Origin of the sequence: Micromonospora sp. B9E7, assembly GCF_039871815.1 — a bacterium.
GTDB lineage: Bacteria > Actinomycetota > Actinomycetes > Mycobacteriales > Micromonosporaceae > Micromonospora.
Map to the genome: position 1 here is coordinate 509,484 of NZ_JBDPLX010000002.1, position 22,285 is coordinate 531,768.

General features: G+C 71.4%; 19 protein-coding genes. 5 read left to right on the top strand and 14 right to left on the bottom strand.

Going from position 1 to position 22,285, the window contains the following annotated elements; genetic code table 11:
• Positions 1-10: 10 nt before the first annotated feature.
• Positions 11-670 carry a DUF6766 family protein gene (locus ABGB10_RS05075; protein WP_347659657.1) on the top strand — a complete coding sequence of 220 codons (660 nt, stop codon included), beginning with the start codon at positions 11-13 and terminating at the stop codon, positions 668-670.
• A 19-nt stretch (positions 671-689) separates the two neighbouring features.
• Here the strand turns inward: ABGB10_RS05075 and ABGB10_RS05080 are convergent, their stop codons facing one another.
• The 11 genes from ABGB10_RS05080 to ABGB10_RS05130 form a co-directional block, all read right to left on the bottom strand.
• Positions 690-1,139: a GNAT family N-acetyltransferase gene (locus ABGB10_RS05080; protein WP_347659658.1), complete on the bottom strand. Its 450-nt coding sequence runs from the start codon at positions 1,137-1,139 to the stop codon at positions 690-692.
• A 70-nt stretch (positions 1,140-1,209) separates the two neighbouring features.
• Positions 1,210-2,670, bottom strand: a complete 1,461-nt coding sequence (gene obgE / locus ABGB10_RS05085) for a GTPase ObgE (RefSeq protein WP_347659659.1) — start codon at positions 2,668-2,670, stop codon at positions 1,210-1,212.
• Positions 2,671-2,763: 93 nt separating this feature from the next.
• Positions 2,764-3,018 (bottom strand): 50S ribosomal protein L27, encoded by a 255-nt coding sequence (gene rpmA, locus ABGB10_RS05090; RefSeq protein WP_007464062.1) that lies wholly within the window; start codon positions 3,016-3,018, stop codon positions 2,764-2,766.
• Positions 3,019-3,029: 11 nt separating this feature from the next.
• Entirely contained in the window at positions 3,030-3,344 is a 315-nt protein-coding gene (gene rplU, locus ABGB10_RS05095; protein ID WP_007464063.1) for a 50S ribosomal protein L21, read from the bottom strand.
• Between the two features lie 166 nt (positions 3,345-3,510).
• Complete coding sequence (locus ABGB10_RS05100; RefSeq protein WP_347659660.1) at positions 3,511-3,990, bottom strand: hypothetical protein; 480 nt, start codon at positions 3,988-3,990, stop codon at positions 3,511-3,513.
• A gap of 118 nt (positions 3,991-4,108) precedes the next feature.
• Positions 4,109-7,141, bottom strand: coding sequence for an Rne/Rng family ribonuclease (locus tag ABGB10_RS05105; protein ID WP_347659661.1), 3,033 nt, complete (start codon positions 7,139-7,141; stop codon positions 4,109-4,111).
• Between the two features lie 131 nt (positions 7,142-7,272).
• Positions 7,273-8,085, bottom strand: a complete 813-nt coding sequence (locus ABGB10_RS05110; RefSeq protein ID WP_347659662.1) for a TIGR03936 family radical SAM-associated protein — start codon at positions 8,083-8,085, stop codon at positions 7,273-7,275.
• 156 nt (positions 8,086-8,241) lie between these two features.
• Positions 8,242-9,570, bottom strand: coding sequence for a type VII secretion-associated serine protease mycosin (mycP, locus tag ABGB10_RS05115; protein WP_347659663.1), 1,329 nt, complete (start codon positions 9,568-9,570; stop codon positions 8,242-8,244).
• Positions 9,571-9,580: 10 nt separating this feature from the next.
• Entirely contained in the window at positions 9,581-11,044 is a 1,464-nt protein-coding gene (locus tag ABGB10_RS05120; protein WP_347659664.1) for a hypothetical protein, read from the bottom strand.
• 11 nt (positions 11,045-11,055) lie between these two features.
• Positions 11,056-11,496: a hypothetical protein gene (locus tag ABGB10_RS05125; RefSeq protein WP_347659665.1), complete on the bottom strand. Its 441-nt coding sequence runs from the start codon at positions 11,494-11,496 to the stop codon at positions 11,056-11,058.
• A gap of 247 nt (positions 11,497-11,743) precedes the next feature.
• On the bottom strand, positions 11,744-13,738 hold the full coding sequence (locus ABGB10_RS05130; protein ID WP_347659666.1) for a TIGR03960 family B12-binding radical SAM protein: 1,995 nt from the start codon (positions 13,736-13,738) through the stop codon (positions 11,744-11,746).
• A gap of 78 nt (positions 13,739-13,816) precedes the next feature.
• Between ABGB10_RS05130 and ABGB10_RS05135 the strand changes: the two genes are divergently transcribed.
• On the top strand, positions 13,817-15,067 hold the full coding sequence (locus tag ABGB10_RS05135; protein ID WP_347659667.1) for a hypothetical protein: 1,251 nt from the start codon (positions 13,817-13,819) through the stop codon (positions 15,065-15,067).
• A gap of 15 nt (positions 15,068-15,082) precedes the next feature.
• On the opposite strand, the gene ABGB10_RS05140 is transcribed toward ABGB10_RS05135, so the two are convergent.
• Both ABGB10_RS05140 and ileS read right to left on the bottom strand, forming a co-directional pair.
• Positions 15,083-15,772 (bottom strand): lysophospholipid acyltransferase family protein, encoded by a 690-nt coding sequence (locus ABGB10_RS05140; RefSeq protein WP_347659668.1) that lies wholly within the window; start codon positions 15,770-15,772, stop codon positions 15,083-15,085.
• 97 nt (positions 15,773-15,869) lie between these two features.
• Positions 15,870-19,016: an isoleucine--tRNA ligase gene (gene ileS / locus ABGB10_RS05145; protein ID WP_347659669.1), complete on the bottom strand. Its 3,147-nt coding sequence runs from the start codon at positions 19,014-19,016 to the stop codon at positions 15,870-15,872.
• A 307-nt stretch (positions 19,017-19,323) separates the two neighbouring features.
• Between ileS and ABGB10_RS05150 the strand changes: the two genes are divergently transcribed.
• The 3 genes from ABGB10_RS05150 to sigJ all read left to right on the top strand — a co-directional run bounded on the left by ABGB10_RS05150 (position 19,324) and on the right by sigJ (position 21,722).
• On the top strand, positions 19,324-20,298 hold the full coding sequence (locus ABGB10_RS05150; protein ID WP_347659710.1) for an acyltransferase: 975 nt from the start codon (positions 19,324-19,326) through the stop codon (positions 20,296-20,298).
• Between the two features lie 111 nt (positions 20,299-20,409).
• Entirely contained in the window at positions 20,410-20,850 is a 441-nt protein-coding gene (locus ABGB10_RS05155; protein WP_347659670.1) for a carboxymuconolactone decarboxylase family protein, read from the top strand.
• Positions 20,847-21,722 carry an RNA polymerase sigma factor SigJ gene (gene sigJ, locus ABGB10_RS05160; RefSeq protein WP_347659671.1) on the top strand — a complete coding sequence of 292 codons (876 nt, stop codon included), beginning with the start codon at positions 20,847-20,849 and terminating at the stop codon, positions 21,720-21,722. Before ABGB10_RS05155 ends, sigJ begins: the two co-directional genes overlap by 4 nt.
• Before the next feature lie 33 nt (positions 21,723-21,755).
• Here sigJ and ndk read toward each other — a convergent pair whose 3' ends face one another.
• Positions 21,756-22,181: a nucleoside-diphosphate kinase gene (ndk, locus tag ABGB10_RS05165; RefSeq protein WP_347659672.1), complete on the bottom strand. Its 426-nt coding sequence runs from the start codon at positions 22,179-22,181 to the stop codon at positions 21,756-21,758.
• Positions 22,182-22,285 lie beyond the last annotated feature (104 nt).

The following is a 22,285-nucleotide window of genomic DNA, read 5'->3' on the forward strand; positions in this document are numbered from 1 at the left end:
GAGGTGCGACATGCCTCGTTGGCTCCGCGACAACGCGCTGGCCGTCGCCATGCTGGGTGCGTTCCTGGTCTTCCTCGTGCTGCAGAGCGTCTTCGGCTGGCAGACCCACAACGAGGAGCTGACCGAGTTCGGAGCCGCACCGCTGACCTGGTCGGCGTACCTGACCAGCGGGCACTTCGTCGAAGCCGTCTTCGAGAACTGGGAGTCGGAGTTCCTCCAGATGGGCGGGTACGTGCTGCTCACCGCGTACCTGGTGCAGCGGGGTTCGGCCGAGTCGAAGCCGGTGGACCAGACCGACCGGCCGGAGGACGACGAGTGCCGAGCCACCCCGCAGTCACCGTGGCCGGTACGCGTCGGTGGCCTGCCGCTGGTGGTCTACCGCAACAGCCTCTCCCTCGCCCTGCTGCTGATCTTCGCCGGCTCGTTCGTCGGGCACCTGCTCGGCGGCACCGCCGCGTACAACCAGGAGCAGGCACTACAGAGCGGCGCGCCGCCGATCGGGGTGTGGGAGTTCCTGGGCACCAGCGACTTCTGGTTCCAGTCCATGCAGAACTGGCAGAGCGAGTTCCTCGCCGTCGGCGCGCTCATCCTGTTGAGCGTCGTACTGCGCCAGCACGGCTCACCGGAGTCGAAGCCGGTGACCGTGGCGCACGCCAGCACCGGCGCGTGAGCGGCGAAGGAGGCGCTCGTCAGGCCGCGACCGGCAGCCGCTTGGCGAAACAGACGCTGTACGGGTTGCCCACGTACTCTCCGTACACCGGGATCGGGTCGTAGCCACAGGAGGTGTACAACCCGATCGCGGCCGGCAGGTAGGTGCCGGTCTCCAGACAGACCAGTGAATGCCCCTGCCGGAACGCGCACTCCTCGAGCGCGGCCAGCAGTTGGCGGGCGATGCCCCGCCCCCGGTACGCGGGACGGACGTACATCCGCTTGACCTCGCCGGTCTCGGCGTCGAGCGCCTGGAGCCCTCCGCAGGCGACCGCCCGACCGTTGACCACCACCGCCAGGTAGCGGACGTCGTCGTGCGGTACGAAGACCTGCCCGTCCAACCCGCCGTCGGCCTCGCGCAGCTCACGCTGCTGCGCGACGACGAGGGCGGCGATCTCCGGATCGGTGGCAGGCCGGGACTCGATCAGCATCACCCCACGCTAGGACGGGTGGATTTCGCGGAGGTTGCCGGAAATCAACCCGATCACGGAGCGCAACGAACTACTCGGCGTCGTCCTCGTCGATGTCGTCGGACGCGTCCGCGCCCACCTCGTCCTCGGACCGCACCCGACGGGCCTTCCGAGCGGCGAGCCGGTCCGCCGCGGAGGCCCGGTTCGACGTCTCCTCCAGGCGGACGTCGGTGCCCCGGTTACCGGGTACGAACTCCACGCCGGCGAAGAGCGTCGGCTGCCAGTCGAACTCGCGCTCGCCGATCCGGACCAGGTCACCGGGCTGCGCGCCGGCCTTGGCCAGCTTGTCCTCCACCCCGAGCCGGGCCAGCCGGTCGGCGAGGTAGCCGACCGCCTCGTCGTTGTCGAAGTTGGTCTGCTTGACCCAGCGCTCGGGCCGGACACCGTGAACGGTGAACGAGCCGTCCGCCTCGGCGGTGATGGTGAACCCGGCGTCGTCCACGGCGATCGGGCGGATCACGATCCGCGTCGGCTCGGCGGGCGGCGCGGCCTTGCGCTCCGCCTCGACCAGCTCGGCCATCGCGTAGGTCAGCTCCTTGAGCCCTTCCCGGGTGGCGGCGGAGACCTCGAACACCCGGTAACCGCGCTCCTCCAGGTCCGGGCGCACGATCTCGGCGAGGTCCCGGCCGTCCGGCACGTCGACCTTGTTCACGGCCACCAGCCGCGGGCGCTCGGTCAGCCCGCCGTACTGGCTCAGCTCGGCCTCGATGGCGTCGATGTCGGCGACCGGGTCGCGTCCGGGCTCCAGGGTCGCCGAGTCGATGACGTGCACCAGCACCGCGCAACGCTCGATGTGCCGGAGGAACTCCAGACCCAGCCCCTTGCCGGTCGCCGCGCCGGGGATCAGACCCGGCACGTCGGCGACGGTGAAGGTGTGGTTGTCCAGCCGAACCACGCCGAGGTTGGGCACGAGGGTGGTGAACGGGTAGTCGGCGATCTTCGGCTTGGCCGCGGAGATCACCGAAATCAGCGACGACTTGCCGGCCGACGGGAAGCCCACCAGCCCGACGTCGGCGACGCTCTTGAGCTCCAGCACGATGTCCAACTGGTCGCCGGGCTCGCCGAGCTCGGCGAAGCCCGGAGCCTTGCGCTTGGCGTTGGCCAGCGAGGCGTTGCCCCGCCCGCCGCGCCCACCACGCGCCACCTCGAACGTGGTGCCGGCACCGACCATGTCGGCGAGCACGGTGCCGTCGGTGGTCTGCACGACGGTGCCGTTCGGCACCTTCAGCACCAGGTTCTGGCCGTTGCCGCCGTCCCGGTTCGAGCCGGCGCCACCCTTGCCGTTGTCGGCCTTGACGTGCGGGTGGAAGTGGAAGTCGAGCAGCGTGGTCACCTGCGGGTCGACCACCAGCGAGACGCTGCCGCCATGCCCGCCGTTGCCACCGTCCGGCCCACCGAAGGGCTTGAACTTCTCGCGGTGGATCGAGACACAACCGTGCCCACCATCGCCGGCCTGCAGATGCAGAACGACCCGGTCAACGAACGTTGCCACGGTGTCAATCCTTCCAGCGAGGTCCATCCCCGCACTTCGAAAAAAGCTAAGCGGGCCGGGACCCGTAGGTCCGCGGCCCGCTTAGCCCGAGAACTACTGCTGCGGAACGATGCTGACGGTCTTGCGACCGCGCTTGGTGCCGAACAGGACCGCACCGGCGGACAGCGCGAACAGCGTGTCGTCGCCGCCACGGCCGACCAGGTCACCGGGGTGGAACTTGGTGCCACGCTGCCGGATGATGATCTCACCGGCGCTGACGACCTGACCACCGAAGCGCTTCACGCCGAGTCGCTGGGCCGCGGAGTCACGACCGTTACGCGAGCTGGACGCACCCTTTTTGTGAGCCATTGGAGGACGACCTACTTCCCGCTGGAGATGCCGGTCACCTTGACCTGGGTCAACGGCTGACGGTGACCCTGGCGCTTGTGGTAGCCAGTCTTGTTCTTGAACTTGTGGATCCGGATCTTCGGGCCCTTGGTGTGCGCGGCGATTTCGCCGGACACCGCGACCTCGGCAAGCTTTGCCGCGTCGGTCACCAGGTCGTCACCGTCGACGAGGAGCACCGCGGTGAGCTTCACCGCGTCACCGGGAGCACCGGTGAGCTTCTCGACCTCGATCACGTCGCCCTCGGCGACCTTGTACTGCTTGCCGCCGGTCTTGACGATCGCGTACATCGGAGGCGGACTCCCTGTCGTTGAGGCTGCTGGCGGTCGTCCCCGCGGCGGCTCGCCGGGTAGCAGTGCACGGCGGCGCGGGCACACGGGAACTCGGCACACCAAAAGTGCGCCGCAGGCAAGAGTACGCCATTGCCGGCCCGGACCCCAAACCGGCCCGCCCTGGTCAGCGTGCGCAGAGCTGATCGAGGCGCTGCTGGAGCCGGTCCAGCTCGGTCTCGTCGATCGACTCGACGTCGGCACCGAGCGCGGCCACCTCGGTGCCGAGGTCAGTGAGCATCGTCTTGAGCTGCGGGTCGGTGGCCCGCTCCGACTGCTCCCGCAGCTCGGTCCGCCAGCCGTCCAGAGCCGCCTCGGCCCGCCCGCGGGCCACCTCGCCCGCGCTGCTGTCGCCAGCGCCCACCGCCGCGACCATCCGACCCAACTCCGCCACGTACGTCCGGACGGCGGTGGTGCTGGCCCGCTGGGCGGCGGCGCAGACCTGCGTGGCGTCGCCCGCCGCACCACCACCGGCCGGCCCGGAAGCCGGGCCCTCGGTAGCCACCCTGGTCACATCCGGCCCAACGGTGCCAGGCCGGTCGGCCGAGCACCCGAGCGCGCCGGAGAGCACGGTGACCAACGCGGTGACGGCGAACAGACGACGCATCTTCTTCTCCTGACCCGGGGGTGACCGGTCCTGGGCCGGGGCGGCCGGAACGGCGAGGTCCCTCCCCCGTCACTTTGCCGGGGAAGGGACCTCGTCAAACACTTGGCAGGTCAGGCGGTCACGGGCGCGTCCGGCGACGGGTGCCACCTCGGCGCGAACGACGCCGACCGCCACCGCCCTCGGTGGTGTCCTCGTCGCCGTCACCGTCAGCGAGCGCGTCCGGGTCGTCCGCCGCGGCCAACCGGGCCGACTCACCCTGCTGGGCGTCGGAGACCGCCGGAGCGGCGGCGGTGTCCGACTCGTACCGGGACAGGTCGTAGCCCATGGTGTCCTGGTAGTCGGCGTCCGCTTCGGCGCTGGTGTCGGTGTCGGTGTCGACGACCTCGACGACCGTCCGCTCGGTTGGGGCGTTCTTGCGCGCCCGGCGGCGGGACGAGGTCGCCCCCTGCTCGGCGGCCGGAGCGACGGGCGCCGACGAGGCGACCGCCTTGACCTTCTCCCCCGCACCGGCGGCGCGCGGCTTCTCCGGCACCGGCTCGGTGTGGATGATGACGCCTCGGCCCTTGCAGCACTCGCAGGTCTCGCTGAACGCCTCCAGCAGGCCCGCGCCGATCCGCTTACGGGTCATCTGCACCAGACCGAGCGAGGTGATCTCGGTGACCTGGTGCTTGGTGCGGTCCCGGCCGAGGCACTCGGTGAGTCGGCGCAGCACCAGCTCCCGGTTCGACTCCAACACCATGTCGATGAAGTCGATCACCACGATGCCGCCGATGTCGCGGAGCCGGAGCTGGCGGACGATCTCCTCCGCCGCCTCCAGGTTGTTACGGGTGACGGTCTCCTCCAGGTTGCCCCCGGAGCCGGTGTACTTACCGGTGTTGACGTCGACGACAGTCATCGCCTCGGTGCGGTCGATCACCAGCGAGCCACCGGAGGGCAGGAAGACCTTGCGGTCCAGGCCCTTGATGATCTGCTCGTCGATCCGGTACTCGGCGAAGACGTCGCTCGTGCCGACGTGCCGACGTACCCGGTCCACCAGGTCCGGGGAGACGTGCGACAGGTACGACTCGACCATCTCGTACGACTGCTCGCCCTCGATCACCAGCTCGCGGAAGTCCTCGTTGAACAGGTCGCGGACCACCCGGATGACCAGGTCGGGCTCCCCGTAGAGCAGCACCGGAGCGCCACCCTCGGCGGCCTTGGCCTGGATGTCCTCCCACTGCGACTGCAGACGCTTGACGTCACGGGCCAGCTCGTCCTCGGTGGCGCCCTCGGCGGCCGTACGGACGATCACGCCCGCGCCGTCCGGAACCAGCTTCTTGAGCACGTCCCGCAGCCGCTTGCGCTCGTTGTCCGGCAGCTTGCGGCTGATCCCCGACGCGTTGCCGTTAGGCACGTAGACCAGGTGCCGGCCGGAGAGCGCGATGTGGCTGGTCAACCGGGCACCCTTGTGCCCGATCGGGTCCTTGGTGACCTGGACCAGCACCGAGTCGCCGGAGCGCAGCGCCTGCTCGATCGAGCGGGCCCGTCCTTCCAGACCGGACGTGTCCCAGTTGACCTCGCCGGCGTACAGCACCGCGTTGCGGCCCCGGCCGACGTCGACGAACGCCGCCTCCATGCTCGGCAGCACGTTCTGCACCTTGCCCAGGTACACGTTGCCGGCCATCGTGCCGGAGGAGTTGCGGGTGACGTAGTGCTCGACCAGGACGCCGTCCTCCAGGACCGCGATCTGGGTGCGGTCACCACGCTGACGGACCGCCATCACCCGGTCGACAGCCTCCCGGCGTGCCAGGAACTCCGACTCGCTCAGGATCGGCGGCCGGGTACGCCGCTGCTCCCGGCCGTCCCGGCGGCGCTGACGCTTGGCCTCCAGGCGGGTCGAGCCGGAGACCCCCTGCACCTCGTCGACCGTTCGGCGCGGCTCGCGGATCTTCACCACGGTCGGGACACCGTCGTCCGCGGCACCCTCCGTGTCGCCCGCACCCCGACGACGACGACGACGGCGACGACGGGTCAGACCATCCCCACCCTCGGCCTCCTCGTCCTCGTCCCCCTCGGCCTCGGCCTCGGCGGTCTCTTCCTCGTCGGCCTGCGCCGCCTCCTCGGACTCCTCGTCCTCGGCGTCGTCGGCCCCGCCCTTGCCCCGGCCACGCCCGCGGCGACCACGCCGGCGGCGTCGGCGCGCGGCGGCGCTGTCCTCGTCGTCCTCGTCCGCCTCGGTGGCCTCCTCGGCCTCCTCGACGGGCTCCTCCTCGGCCTCGACGGCCTCGACCGGCTCAACCGGCTCGACGTCGCGGCGGCCACGCCGGCGGCGGCGGGACGGCTCGGCGGCCTCCTCGACGGCCGGCTCCTCGGCAACCGGGGCGGACTCCACCGGCCGGGTCACCGGCACGGCGTCCGGCTGGGGCGCCATGAACAGCACGGTGGGCGCGGAGAGAGCGGCCCTCCGACGACGCGTACGCGGCTGCTCCGGCTCGACCTCGGCTGACTCGTTCGGCTCGTCGGTCACACCGGGAACCGCCACACCTGGCGGCACCTCGCCCGAGCGGTCCTGCGCGCCGCTGGTCCAGGCCAGCTCGGCGGCGGTCGCACTCGGAAGGGTCTCCGTGTCGTCCAGCTCGGCCTCGGCCTCGCGCAGGTCGGACTCGGCCGGCTCCTCGATCGCGGGCGGCTCCTCGATCGCGGGCGGCTCCTCGACGGCAGCCGGGGTGGCCTTCTTGCGTCGGGTCCGGGTCACCTTGACCGGCGGAACCACCTCGGCCGACGCGGTCTCCGCCGAGGCGGCGACGAGCGGCTCCTCGGCGGTGGTCTCGACGGGAGTGGCCTTGCGGCGACGCCGGGGGGTCTTCGGGGCGACGTCCAGGTCGCCGGAGACCGGGGCGAAGACCTCCGCCTGCGGGGACTCCACGCTGCCGGTCCCGCCGGTGGTCGCCTCGATCGGCGCGTCGGTCTGCTCCGGCTGGTTGAGCGGGGCGGCCCGGCGGCGGGTCGCCCGGGTACGCCGCACGGGCGCGGCGGGCTCGGCGATCTCCGCGCCGCCCGCGTCCTCCGGTCCGACCGGAGCCGAACCAACGGCCGTGGTGCTGTCATCAGCGGTCTCGCCGGCCGGCTGTGAACCGGTCCGTTCGCCGCCCTCGGGCTCGTTCTCGAGCATGGACGTTCTCCAGTTCTGGCTACCCCGGGCGCGGGTGAGCGCTGCCACGCAGGGTCGCCGCAAAAGTGTTTCCGCCGGGCGCGCGTGGTGCGCGACCGCCGAAGTCTGCCTGCCAGAGCACGGACCGTCGGTCAGTGCCCAACGATGGCTGCCCCGTCGCGGTCCGCATCCAACGGATCCACGATCGCACCCTGCGCGGTCAACGTGCCCTGAGCCAGCCGGGTCACCCTCGGCGAAACCGGCGGCTCCAGGTCGGCCACCACGCGGAGGCCGGAAAGGACGTCATCGGGCCGTACGGACGGGGTGACCTGCCGCACGACCAGTTCGAGTATCGCACACGGGACGGCCGGCGCCCCGGAAGGCGTCGGCGTCGCTGCTGAGGCATCGATGGACATCACCGCGGCGCGGGAGTCGAACGTCCGTCGCCCCTGCTTGGTCATCCGCTCCACCAGCACCTCGTCGGCGGCGACGAAGGCATCCACCGCCGCGCGCAGCACCGCCGGGTCCACCTCGGGCATCTCGATGTGCCACAGCGACGCCTCGATCCGGTCCGGAAGATTGCCGCCCTCGGCGATCACGGCGTCCAGGACGTCCAGCCCTGGCGAGAGCGCGGCGTCCAGCGCGGCCCGCAGCGCCTCCGGGTCGACCGCCGCCTGGAGGCCGATCTCCAGGTACTCCGCCTCGCTCGCCACCCCGGTGGGCGCGGCGCTGGCGTAGGAGATCTTCGGGTGCGGGTGGAAACCCTGGGAGAAGGCGACCGGCACGGCGGCCCGGCGCAGCGCGCGCTCGAACGCCCGGGCGAAGTCCCGGTGCGAGGTGAATCGCAGCGGTCCGCGCTTGGCGTACCGGATGCGGACGCGCTGGACGACCGGTGCCTGGCCGCCCTCGGGTTGAGGCTTTCTGGCGATCGTGGGCTCCTCGGGTGTACCTGCGTGTCCACCCATCCTGGCGCAGGGCTCGTGCCGGTGGGCAGCCGGGGCGGTCGATTCGCCTCGGCAGACGGGGCAAACCGGTCGGCAGGGTCGTGACCACCCCCGCGAAGGCCGACGGCCGGCCAGCGACCCGAAGGTCACCAGCCGGCCACCATGATCGGGGACCGGTTATCGCTCCCCCGGCGGCGGGCCGTCACCGGACGGAGGGGCGTAACCGGGTGGGGGCGGGTAGCCGGGCGGCGGGGCGTAATCCGCGCCCGGCGACGGGTACGCGGTGGGGACCGCCCGGTCGAGCAGTTCATCCGGAACGTCGGCAGCCCGGGCCGCTTCCCGGCGGTACCGACGGCGGTTCCAGATCAGGAAGACCGCCAGCCCCAGCAGCAGCACCAGCACCACGGCGACACCGATGACCACGACCATGACCTGCTGGTCGGTGGGACCACCGCGATCGCCGTGCTCGGTGACGTCGAACTCCTCGTCCGCACCCTCGGCGCGGGCCGGGCCCGGGTCGGTCACCGCGGCCGGGTCGAGCAACGGGTTGGCGGTGACCGGTGGCACGTTCGCGGTCAGCGCCTTCATCGGGTCGATCACCCCGAAGCCGTACTGCGGGTCCCGTCCGGACGGCCCGGCGTCCCGCGCGGTCCGGATGATCCGGTTGATCACGCTCGGAGCCTTGAGGTCCGGATACTTCGCCCGGATCAGCGCGGCGAGACCGGAGACGATCGCGCCGGAGTCGGAGGTCCCGTCGCCCCAGCCGTAACCCCCCTCGTTGGCGACGTTGTAGATGCCATCGCCGGGAGCGGCGACCACCGCCTCCGGCCCCTTGACGGAGCCGGACCAGAACGAGCCACCCCGGGTCGTACCGGTCACCGCGATCACACCGGGGGTGTTGGCCGGGTTTCCCACGGCGACGTGGCCCCTCGCGGTGTTGCCGGCGGAGGAGACCACGACGACGTCGTGGTCCAGCGCGTACTTGATCGCGCTCACCTCGTCGGGGCTGGCGAAGCCCGGGGCACCGAAGGACATGTTGATCACCTTGGCACCGCCGTCGACGGCCATCCGGATGCCGAGGGCCACCGCCGTGTCACTGTTGGTCCCGGTGCCCTTGCGCAGCTTGATGGGCAGGATCTTCGCGCCGGGGGCGATGCCGTCCACTCCGTCTCGGCCACCGCTCTTCGCCGCGATGATGCCGGCCATGTGCGTGCCGTGCCCGTCCTCGTCGGCGCGGCCGTCACCGGAGGCGCCATAGCTACGACCACCGGCGAGCACCTGACCGCGCAGGTCCGGATGGGTGGCCTCGACACCGCTGTCGAGCACGGCCACGACCACGCCCTGCCCGGTCGAGATCTTGTGCACCTGGTCGATCCGGAGCTCATCCAGATACCACTGCTCGGCCCGCCGGGGCGCGGCAGCCGCCGGCTGGGCGGCTCCGACGACCAGGAACCCCGCCAGCAGGCAGGCGACCACCGGCCGGAGGCCCGCGACGTTCACCCTCATCCGTCCGTCCTCATCGAAGGATGCCCGGGGACGCCCCGTCACCGGGGCCCCACGGATCGTCGTCCTCAGTCAACCACGACGAGTGCTCGGAGCCACTGCCGCCGCCGTGCCCGGCGCCCCCCGCGCCGCCCATCATGCCGCCGCCCATCATCCCGGCGCCGCCGACTCCGGCACCGCCACGCGCGCCGCCCGCCATCCCGGCGCCACCCGCGCCAGCGGCGGTACGCAGCGCGTTCGCGGCGCTGGTCATCGGTGGCACCTTTCCGTTGCCGCCGCCCACCATGCCGGGAATGCCGCCGACGCCGATCCCGCCGCCCAGGCCACCGCCGGCACCGATCCCGCCGGCCGAGCCCACGCCGGGCCCGCCCCCGAAACCACCGCCGGCGCCCCCGAGACCGGCGCTGCCGACCCCGGTGCCACCGAGGCCGCCACCCAGGCCGCCGACGCCGCTCGGGCTGGCACCGGCCAGACCGCTGCTGTAGCCGTCGTCGCCGTCCGGGTAGCCGGAGCCGGTCGACGGAGGCGTGAGCTGACCGGCGGCGGAGGGCGAGCCGCCGCCGATCGCGCCAGAGGTGGTCGGGGAGAACGGGTCGACGGTGGACGTCGGACCGCCCCCGTCGCCGAGGCTCGGTGGTCTGCTGCCGATCGCGGGGCCGCCACCACCGATGTCGGGCTTCCCGCCGAACTCGCCACCACCGATGTCGGGTCGGCCCGTCGGTGGAACCCGGGTGTCGCGACGAATGTCGTCGATATCGGCCCCATCCGGACCGATCACGGTGAGCTTGGGACGCTCGGTGTAGACCGCCTGGGGCAGCGGCGACATCGCCGCGTTCGCCGCCTGCTGATTGTCCCGGTACCAGTTGTCCAGGTGGGACTTGGTGTCCCACCAGCCGCCCCGCTTCTGGTCGCCGGCCTGGCCATCGACCTTCATGGTCGCTTCCAGGTCGTCGGCCTTGTCGCGGAACGCGCCGTCCGCGTACGACGCCGGGTTGTTCTGGTAGTCCTGGCGCAGCGCGGCGAGGAACCCTGACGAGCTCTCGCCGTCGCGGGCGTCGTCGAGCTCGGTGCCGTTGGGCAGGCTCCACTCGTTGAAGCCGAAGTCGTCCATCAACGGGATCGGGATCGTGGAGACAGACTTGCGGATGTCACCCTCGATCCGGATCAACGCGCCACTGACGTTCGTCGCGTCGGTGATCAGATCCTCGATCTGCTTGCCGATCTTGCCCAGGTGCTCGCGGTACGCGTCACCACCGCTGCCCTTCCAACCGGCGAGCATCCCGGGCAGACCGCCGACGTGCGGGCGTTCCTGGCCCGTCGCGATCGGACCGACGAACGATCGACCGACGAGCGCGTCCCGTAGGTGTTGCAGGCCACTGGAGAGATTGCTCCACCCCGCTCCGACCGAACCGACGGTTTCCGGGTCCGCGGAGAGCGTCACCTCGCGGACGCACCGCTCCCAGGTTCCTCCAGCCATGACCGTCCCCCTCAGGCCGTGTACGGGTAGGTGGGCGTGCCGCCGGCAGCGGGCGGCGGAGCGGCGGACTCCAGCAGTCGCTCGATGTCCTTGCCGTTGGCGGCGTTACGCGCCTCGGCGTCGCGGAACGCCTTGGCGATCTCCTCGGTGCCCTGCTTCAGGGCGGCGAGCTTCTGGGCGAGCGTCGTGAGGTGCGCCTCCATGTTGCCCGTGGACGTGGTCAGGGCCGCCCACTGCATGCGGGCGTCCTCGTACGCGCCGAACGGGGTGCCGTTCGGAACGGTCTGGGCGTTGTTGCTGTCGCCCTTCATCCGTTCCTTGATGCGCTCCATCTCGTAGCTGAGGGTGTCCTCGACGTACTGCTTCAGGCGCTCGACGTACGCCGCCGCGGCGTCCAGGTCCTCGACGCTGACGTGCAGATCGCCGGTGCTCGGCGGCGGGATGCTCCCCATGCGATTCCTCCCCCGTTCCCGACCCCGCCGGGTCGGTCCATGTCAGACGCAGCGTATCGAAGTCCGACCAAGTCGGGGCAGCCCCCGTTCGCCGCCGAGGCCCACCGGAACATGTCGATGCGGCACGACGGCGACGCGGCGCGGAGCCCGACCAACGCCAACGGGCCCGCGAGACGCGGACCCGTTGGATGACATCGGAAGTGGAGAGTAGTGGTCACCGCCACCCGGCGCTGCCCCGAAGGCGAGGTCAGGCGGAGTGGTCGCCGGCCGGCACCTTCATGCCGTTGCCGCCCAGCGGGGTGAGCGGCAGCAACTTCTTGCCGGTGGGGCCGATCTGGATCTCGGTGTCCATCGACGGGCAGACGCCGCAGTCGAAGCAGGGCGTCCACCGGCAGTCGTCCTGCTCGAACTCGCTGAACGAGTCCTGCCAGTCCTGCCAGAGCCAGTCCTTGTCGAGGCCCGAGTCGAGGTGGTCCCAGGGCAGGACCTCCAACTCCTCGCGCTGCCGGGTGGTGTACCAGTCGAGGTCCACCCCGAACGCCGGCAGCGTCTCGGCCGCCGCGTCCACCCAGCGCTGGTAGGAGAAGTGCTCGCTCCACCCGTCGAACCGGCCGCCGTTCTCCCACACCTTGCGGATCACCGAACCGACCCGCCGGTCACCGCGGGAGAGCAGCCCTTCGATCAGCGACGGCTCGCCGTCGTGGTAGCGGTAGCCGATGGCCCGACCCAACGAGCGGTCCGAGTTGATGGCCTGCTTGAGGATCTTGAGCCGGTGGTCGATGACCTCCGGACGGTCCATCGCGGCCCACTGGAACGGGGTGTGCGGCTTCGGCACGAACCCGCCGATGGAGACCGTGCAGCGGATGTCCTTGGAGCCGGTGGCCGCCCGACCGGCCCTGATCACCTCGTGCGCCATCTCCGCGATCTCGAGGACGTCCTCGTCGGTCTCGGTGGGCAGGCCGCACATGAAGTAGAGCTTCACCTGCCGCCAGCCGTTGGTGTACGCGGTGACGACCGTACGGATCAGGTCTTCCTTCGACACCATCTTGTTGATGACCTTGCGGATCCGCTCGGACCCGCCCTCCGGGGCGAAGGTCAGGCCGGTACGCCGCCCGTTGCGGGACAGCTCCTGCGCGAGGTCGATGTTGAAGGCGTCCACCCGGGTCGACGGCAGCGACAGCGAGACGTTCGTGCCCTCGTACTGCTGGGCGAGGCCCGAGCACATGTCGCCGATCTCGGAGTGGTCCGCCGAGGAGAGCGACAGCAGGCCCACCTCGTTGAAGCCGGAGAACTCCAGGCCCTCGCGGACCATCTGCGCGACCGTGGTGATCGACCGCTCCCGGACCGGACGGGTGATCATGCCGGCCTGGCAGAACCGGCAGCCCCGGGTGCAGCCCCGGAAGATCTCCACCGCGTACCGCTCGTGCACCGTCTCGGCCAGCGGGACCAGGGGCTTCTTCGGGTACGGCCAGGCGTCCAGGTCCATCGTCGTGCGCTTGTGCACCCGGAACGGCACGTCCGGCCGGTTCGGCACGACCCGCTGGATCCGCCCGTCCGGGAGGTAGTCGACGTCGTAGAAGCGCGGCACGTAGACGCTCTCGGTGCGGGCCAGCCGCAGCAGCAGCTCGTCGCGGCCACCCGGGGAGCCCTCGGCCTTCCACTCCCGGACGATCGCGGTGATCTCCAGGACCGCCTCCTCGCCGTCGCCGAGCACGGCGGCGTCGATGAAGTCGGCGATCGGCTCCGGGTTGAACGCGGCGTGCCCACCGGCCACGATCACCGGGTCGGCGTCGGTGCGGTCGGCGGCCAGCAGCGGAATGCCGGCCAGGTCGATCGCGGTGAGCATGTTGGTGTAGCCCAGCTCGGTGGAGAAGGAGAGGCCGAACACGTCGAAGTTGCGTACCGACCGGTGCGCGTCGACGGTGAACTGCGGCACGCCGTGCGTGCGCATCAGGGTCTCCAGGTCCGGCCAGACCGCGTACGTGCGCTCGGCGAGGGTGTCCGGCAGCTCGTTGAGCACCTCGTAGAGGATCTGCACGCCCTGGTTGGGCAGGCCCACCTCGTAGGCGTCGGGATACATCAACGCCCAGCGCACGGCTGCCGCATCCCAGTCCTTGGTGACCGCACCCAGCTCGCCACCGACGTACTGGATGGGCTTGGAGACCTGGGGCAGCAGCGGCTCGAGCTGGGGCCAGACCGAGTTGGTCGTGGTCGCGCGCGGCGTCGTGGACGGGGCACTCATGATGCCCAAGGGTACGCGCCCGCCCGGCGGTGGCGACGCGGTACTAACCTCGGACCGGCGCGAGAGGAGATTGCCGCGATGCCCGAGCCCCAGCCGGGAGCACGGCCGGCCGACGGGAGCACCCCGGGCACAGAGCCGGACCGCGATCCGGCGGCCGCCGAGAAGCCGACCTCCCCACCCGTACCGTCGGACCAGCCTGAGCCCTCGACGCGGCCGACGGCTGCCGACCAGCCGAAGCCGTCGGACCAGCCCGAGGCCGCCGCCACCGAGGACGTCCCCGCGCCCCGATGGAGCGGCTCGGCCTCGGTGCCGCCCCCGTTGCCGCGCCGACCCGCCTGGGGTGAGTCGGCCGAGCCGACCCCGCCGCAACCCGTGCCCGTCGGGCTGCCGGAGCACCAGACCCCGGTCGACCCGTGGGCCGGGGTGGACACCGGCGGCTGGGACCTGCCCTCCGCCGAGCTGCCCCCGCTGCCTCCGACGACGCCCTACCCGGTGCCGCCGACGACTCGGCAGTGGTCCGGTCCGCCCGCTCCCCCGGTCGGGTCGCACCCGGTGCCGCCGCCGGTCGCCCCGGCGCCGCCGGTTGCGCCGGTGTCGCCCGTCGCCCCGGTGTCGCCGCCGGCTGCCCGGCCCACGATGCCGAGTCGGCAGATGTCGCCGCCCGCACCGGCGCCCGCACCGGCCAGACCGCCGAAGCAGCGCCGGGGCGGGCGACCCAGCACGCCTCCGGCCGCGCCACCGCCGGGTTGGCAGGCCCCCAAGGGGTACGTGCCGGTCCGCCGACGCCGCCGCTGGCCGTGGCTGCTGCTGCTCACCCTGGCCTGCTGCTGTGGTTGCCCCGCCTACTACGGGTTCCCGATCTCGGCCCAGTACCCGGCCCGCGCGGCACTGCCCGAGCAGGTCGAGGACCTCACCCTTCGCCAGGACAACCGCAGCGCGGAGACCGCGAAGCAACTGGAGAACGAGGTACGCCAGGAGCACCTGCTGGCCGAGGACACGTTCGCCGGCGTCTACTCCACTACGAGCGGCAAGCGGGTGACCGTCTTCGGCGGCACCGGGTTCCGGCTGACCCCGGAGGCGGACGCGGAGGCCGAGATCAGCCGGCTCGCCGACCGGTACGCGCTGAACGCCCCGGAGACCGTGGACACCGGCGTGCGTGGCCGGCACGAGCGCTGCGCCGTCGGCCGGGCCGATGGCAGCGACGTGGTGGTCTGCACCTCGGTCGACCACGGCAGCATCGCCACCGGGGTGTTCACCCGGCTCTCCGTCACCGACAGCGCCACGCTGCTGAACACCCTGCGCGCCCAGATCGTCCAACCCGAGGGCTGAGGAACGCCCCGCCGGTCAGGCGTCGCGGGTCGGGTCCGGGTGGGCGCGGGGCGGGGCGTAGCGGGGGACGTACTCCTGGCCGGTGAGCTTCTGGATCTCGCTCATCATCTCGTCGGTCATCTGCCGCAGCGAGGTGCGGTCGTCCGGCCGGCCGCTGAAGTCCAGCGGCTTGCCGAACCGGACGGTGATCTTGGCGGTGCCGGGCCGGGGCACCCGGGCGCCGATCGGCTGCGCCTTGTCCGTGCCGATCATGCCGACCGGGATGATCGGCACCCCGGCGGCGATCGCCAGCCGGGCCGCGCCGGTGCGCCCTCGGTAGAGCCTGCCGTCCGGCGATCGGGTGCCCTCCGGGTAGACCACCACCAGGTCACCGCCCCTGAGCGCCGGGATCGCCGCGTCGAACGCGGACAGCGCCGCCCGACCGCCGGCCCGCTCGACGGGAATGGCACCCAGGCCGGTGAGGACGAACTTGGAGATCGCGCCCTTCACCCCGGTGCCCTTGAAATACTCCGACTTTGCCCAGAATGCCAGGTGTCGGGGCACGACCGTGCCGAGGAACAGCTCGTCGGCCACCGAGAGGTGGTTGCCGGCGAAGATCGCGCCGCCGGTCTCCGGCACGTGTTCCAGACCCTCCACGGTCGGGCGGAACGCCACCCGCAGCGTGGGCGCCACGGTCAGCTTGCCGATGGTGTAGAGCAGGGGCACTGGTCCTCCGGCAGATGAGGTGCGAGCGGGCGGTGTCACGGTAGCGGACGCCTCCACACCCCGCAGACGGAGGTGTGGAGGCGTCCGCGCCCGCGCGCTACGAGCGGCGAACGATGACCGTGACCTGCTCGCCCTCGCCCACCTCACCGGCGAAGCCGTCGAGGCCCTCGGCGAAGTCCACCGCATCGGCCAGCACCTCGCCGGAGACGAAGTCGAGGTACGCCGACACAGCCGCGCGCACCTCGTCGGAGGCCGACACCGACACCACGATCCGGTCCGACACGTCCAGGTCGGCGTCCCGTCGGGCCTGCTGCACCACCCGCACCACGTCGCGGGCCAACCCCTCGGCGGCCAACTCCGGGGTCACCTCGGTGTCCAGCACCACCACACCCTCACCGCCGGGCAGCGGCGCCGAGTGCTCGGCGTCGGCGGCGACCAGCCGCAGCTCGTACTCGCCCTCGGCGAGGGTGACGCCGGCGGCCACCGGGGCGCCGTCGACCAACTCCCACTCGCCCGCCTTGACCGCCTTGATCACCTGCTGCACCTGCTTGCCGACCCGCGGACCGAGCGCCCGGGGCACCACCGTCAACACCTGCTCGCAGTACGCGGACAGCTCAGCGCTGAACTCCACGGACTTCACGTTGACCTCGTCGGCGACCAGGTCGGCGAACGGACGCAGCTGCTCCGCGACCGGCGAGGCCACGGTCAGCCTGGCCAGCGGCAGCCGCACCCGCAGACCCTTGGCCTTGCGCAGCGACAGCGCCGCCGAGGCGACCGCCCGCACGTTGTCCATCGCGGCGACCAGGTCGTGGTCGGCCGGGAACTCGGTCGCCTCCGGCCAGTCGGTCAGGTGCACCGACCGCTCTCCGGTCAGGCCGCGCCAGATCTCCTCCGCGGTCAACGGCGCGAGCGGCGCCACCACCCGGCAGAGCGTCTCCAACACGGTCCAGAGCGTGTCGAACGCGTTGACGTCACCGGACCAGAATCGGTCCCGGGAGCGGCGCACGTACCAGTTGGTCAGCGCGTCCAGGTAGGACCGGACGGTCGCGCAGGCACCGGAGATGTCGTACGCGTCCATCTGCGCGCCGACCGTGGCCACCAGCTCGTTCGTCTTCGCCAGCACGTACCGGTCGAGCAGGTGCGTCGAGTCGGTACGACGGCGCGCCTGGTGCCCGTCGGCGTTGGCGTAGAGCGTGAAGAAGTACCAGACGTTCCACAGCGGCAGCAGCACCTGCCGGACCGCGTCGCGGATGAGCGTCTCGGTCACCGCCATGTCACCGCCGCGCAGCACCGGCGAGGACATCAGCATCCACCGCATCGCGTCCGAGCCGTACGAGTCGAAGACGTGGTACACGTCCGGGTAGTTGCGCAGGCTCTTGGACATCTTGCGCCCGTCGGAGCCGAGCAGGATGCCGTGGCTCAGGCAGTTGCGGAACGCCGGCCGGTCGAACAGCGCGGTGGCCAGCACGTGCATCGTGTAGAACCAGCCGCGGGTCTGCCCGATGTACTCGACGATGAAGTCACCCGGGTAGTGGTGCTCGAACCAGTCCGCGTTCTCGAAGGGGTAGTGCACCTGGGCGAACGGCATCGACCCGGACTCGAACCAGCAGTCCAGCACCTCCGGCACCCGACGCATCATCGACCTACCGGTCGGGTCGTCCGGGTTGGGGCGGACCAGGTCGTCCACCGCGGGCCGGTGCAGGTCGGTCAGGCGTACGCCGAAGTCCCGCTCGATGTCGGCCAGCGAGCCGTAGACGTCCAACCGTGGGTAGTTCGGGTCGTCCGACTTCCAGGCCGGGATCGGTGAGCCCCAGAACCGGTTGCGGCTGATCGACCAGTCCCGCGCGTTGGCGAGCCACTTGCCGAACGAGCCGTCCTTGATGTGCCCGGGCGTCCAGTTGATCTCCTGGTTCAGCTCGACCATCCGGTCCCGGAACTGGGTCACCGCGACGAACCACGACGACACCGCCTTGTAGACCAGCGGGGTGTCGCAACGCCAGCAGTGCGGGTACGAGTGGGTGTAGGTGTCCTGCTTGAGCACCACCCCCCGGTCCTTCAGCTCCCGGATCACCGGCTTGTTGACGTCGAAGACCTGCTCACCCTGGTACGGCGGCACCAGCGCGGTGAACCGGGTGTGGTCGTCGACCGTGACGATGGTGGGGATGCCAGCGGCGTTGCAGACGTTCTGGTCGTCCTCGCCGAACGCCGGTGCCAGGTGCACGATCCCGGTGCCGTCCTCGGTGGTGACGAACTCCGCGCCCAGCACCTGGTAGGCGTTCTCGCCGGCCTGCTCGACGAGGAAGTCGAACAGTGGCGTGTAGCGGCGGCCGACCAGGTCCCGGCCGTACACCGTGCCGACCTGCTCGTAGCCCTCCAGCTCCTTGGCGTACGCGGCCAGCCGCGCCGCGCCGACCACGTAGCGGTCCCCGTCGCGTTCCAGCACGGCGTACTCGATGTCGGGGCCGACGGCGAGCGCCAGGTTCGACGGCAGGGTCCACGGCGTGGTGGTCCAGACGCCCAGCTTGACCGGCCCGCGCACCAGCTCCGGGGCGGACTCGTCGGCGGTCAGCCCGAACCAGACCGACAGCGTCGGGTCGTGTCGGTCCCGGTACACGTCGTCCATCCGGGTCTCGGTGTTCGACAGCGGCGTCTCACACCGCCAGCAGTACGCCAGCACCCGGAAGCCCTCGTAGATCAGACCCTTGTCGTGCAGGGTCTTGAAGGCCCACATGACGCTTTCCATGTAGTCCAGGTCGAGGGTCTTGTAGTCGTTGGCGAAGTCGACCCAGCGGGCCTGCCGGTTGATGTACCGCTCCCAGTCCTGGGTGAACTCCAGCACCGAGGTGCGGCAGGCCTCGTTGAACCGGGCCACGCCCAGGTCGATGATCTCCGCCTTGCTGGTGATGCCGAGCTGCTTCTCGGCCACCACCTCGGCGGGCAGGCCGTGGCAGTCCCAGCCGAAGCGCCGCTCGACGTGCCGCCCACGCATGGTCTGGTAGCGCGGCACCACGTCCTTGACGTAACCGGTGAAGAGGTGACCGTAGTGCGGCAGGCCGTTGGCGAACGGCGGGCCGTCGTAGAAGACGTACTCGTTCTTGCCGTCGTCGCCGGCCGGGCGGGCCTCGACCGACGCCTCGAAGGTCTTGTCGGCCGTCCAGTGCTCCAGCACCCGGCGCTCGACCGCGGGCAGGTCCGGGCTCGCCGGGACACCGGCGGCGGTCGGGTCGTGCAACGGATAGGCCATCGGGGGTTGCTCTCCTCGCAGCTCACTCATCGGTGGGTCTGCGAGGACGAGCTTCTCCGGGTGCGCCTCGACGACGCTCCCGGGTGGCCCGCGGTACCACCCCGCTTGACGGTCAGGATCGACCGCCCGCTCGTTGACCGGCTGTGACGGGCCGCACCCGTCCGGTTCTACTGAGCCGGTTGCCCGGCCGTTCTTCCGGAGGCTCGCCGGTGATGGCCGGGTCATCGCCTTTCGGTGCTCAACGATACAAGACTGACCTGCCACCCCGCCGCCGAGTGATCCCGCACGTGAACGCGCCTTGACCGCAATGCTGCTGCGCGAGGAGCACCGGTACGGCAAGGTCTCGCTGCGGGCGTTCTACCTGCGGCGGTTCTTCCGGATCATGCCGGTCTACCTGCTGGTGCTCTTCCTGACCTGGGCGCTGGCCCGGCTCAACGGCACCGGCGAAGCGGTCGAGCGCCTGATGGCGTACTACCTGCTCCTGCTCAACGACTTCATGCCCTCGAACGCCCCCTACCTGCACTCCTGGACGATCGGGATCGAACAGAAGTTCTACCTGTTCTGGCCGGCCATCGCGTTCGTGCTGGTGACCGCCGTCTTCCGCCGCCGGCTGGCGGTCACCGCCGGTCTGATCGTGCTCCTGATCGCGATGATCCCGCCGGACATCGCCTGGCTGAGCTGGCCGATCCACTACGTGGCCATCCTGTTCGGCTGCCTGGTCGCGGTGGTCATGCACCACCCCCGGGGCTTCGCCGTGTTCCAGCCGCTGACCCACCCGGTGACGGCTACCGCGGTGATCGTGCTCTTCGGCGCGTTCCACTGGACCGTGCAGTACTGGCCGGTCCGGTTCGGGCCGGAGGCGCTGATCGGCACCTACGCCGCCGGTGCCGCCGTGCTGCTGCCGGCTCTGCTCTCGCGCAGCGTGCTCGCCCGTGGGCTGGGGCTGCGTCCGCTGGTCTTCGTCGGCGAGCGGTCGTACTCGATGTACCTGATCCAGTCCATCGCGGCACGGGCCGCGATCGGGCTCCTGCCGGCGCTGGGGCGACGCAGCACCGGCGTCTTCCTCGGCGCCGTGGTGGTGGCGCTGATCGCCGCGGACGTGCTCTACCGCTGGGTCGAACTGCCCATGATCGAGATCGGCCGTCGGTTGGCCGCCCGGGTGACCCGGCGCGGGCCGAGCGGCGGTGACGGCACGACGTCGACCGCGCCCGCCACCGAGGACGTCCAGATCCCCCGCCCGCGTGCGGTGCTGGCCGACACCGCCCCTGCGGCGCGCGGCTGACCCCTCCCGGTCGCCCCGGCGGGCATGAGCGGGGTCACACCGCCGGATTGTCACGACCAGCCCCGGTCGGTCCGTCGTCTCGGTGTCGGAACCGATCGGGGAGGTAGAGCCATGGAGCGGATGAACGCGGCCGAGGTCGCGCCGCAGGGATACAAGGCCGTCCTGGGCCTGGAGAAGTACGTCCAGACGAACGTCGACCACACCGTGCTGGAGCTGGTCAAGCTCCGCGCTTCGATGATCAACGGGTGCGCGTTCTGCGTGGACATGCACAGCCGGGACGCGCTCGCTGCCGGCGAGTCGAGCCGGCGACTCTTCGCGGTGGCGGCCTGGCGCGAGGCACCCTTCTTCGACGAGCGGGAACGGGCCGCGCTGGCACTCACCGACGCGGTGACCCGGCTCGGCGACCACGGCGTGCCGGACGACGTCTGGGACGCCGCCGCGAAGGTGTGGTCGGAGAAGGAGCTGGCAGACCTGGTCCTCGCGATTGCCACAATCAACGTGTGGAACCGACTGGCGGTCACCATGCACGCGGAGCCTCCGGCTCAGGTGTGACGACCGAGGCGGCGCAGGCGGCCGGTGCGCTCCAGGCGCACCGGCCGATGCTGCTCGGGCTGGCGTACCGCCTGCTCGGCAGCCGCCACGACGCCGAGGATGTGCTCCAGGAGGCGTACCTGCGCTGGTTGGGCGTGGACCGCTCGACGGTGGCCGAGCCGCGCCGCTACCTGTCCCGGATCGTCACCCGGCTGTCCCTGGACCGGTTGCGGGCGCGGCAGGCGGCCCGCGAGACGTACGTCGGGCCGTGGCTGCCCGAGCCGGTGCCGACCGAGCCCTCACCGTTCGGGCCGTTGGACCGCGCCGAGTTGCGCGACTCGCTCTCCACCGCCCTGCTCCACGTGCTGGAGCGGCTCAGCCCGCCGGAGCGTGCCGTGTACGTCCTGCACACCGCCTTCGACCTGCCCTACGCCGAGATCGCGGAGATCCTGGACCGGACCACCGAGGATTGTCGGCAGCTGCACCACCGGGCGGTCGCCCGGGTACGCCAGGAGCAGCGTCGGTTCACCGCCAGCCGCTCCGAGCGGGAACGCCTGCTGGACGCCTTCCTCGCCGCCGCCCGCGACGGTGACCTGGCGACGTTGACGAACCTGGTCGCCGCGGACGCCACCGCGTGGAACGACGGCGGTGGCCGGGCACGGGCCGCCCGCAACCCGGTCAACGGGGCGGACCGGGTCGCCCGCTTCTTCGCCGGGATCTACGGGCCCGCCCGGGAATGGTCGTTTCGCCGGCTGGAGCTGAACGGCGAACCCGCCGCCCTGCTCACCCGCGCCGACGGCAGCCGTTACGCGCTGACCGTCGCGGCAGCTGACGGCCGGATCACCGAGATCTACGTGGTGGGCAACCCGGCGAAGCTGCCGCCGGTCGACTGAAACCCGCCGTCAACCCCGCGTCGACGGCCCTGGTCAGCCCAGCTCGGGGAACCAGAGCGCGATCTCGCGCTTGGCGCTGTCCGGAGAGTCGGAGGCGTGCACCAGGTTCTCCCGGTTGGACAGCGACAGGTCGCCCCGGATGGTGCCGGCGGCGGCCTTCCGGCCGTCGGTCGCACCGACCAGCCCGCGGACCACGTCGATGACCTGGTCGCCGGAGAGCACCAGGGCGACCAGCGGGCCGCCGGTCATGAAGTCCTTCAACGGCGGGTAGAACGCCTTGTCGACGTGCTCGGCGTAGTGCTCGTCGGCGAGCGCCGCGTCCATCGTCCGGTGCGCCATCGCGTCGATCCGCAGCCCCTTGCGCTCGAAGCGGGAGAGGACCTCGCCGACCAGGCCGCGGCGGACCGCGTCGGGCTTGATCAGAACGAGGCTGCGCTCATCCGGGCTGTTGCTGGACACGCTGGGTTCCTCCTGTACGCGTTGAACGCTCGAGATCGGTACGGTCAGCCTAGCGACCCGGTCCCGGCGCCGGCGCGGCGGCCGGTCTTTCCCCCGGTGGCCGA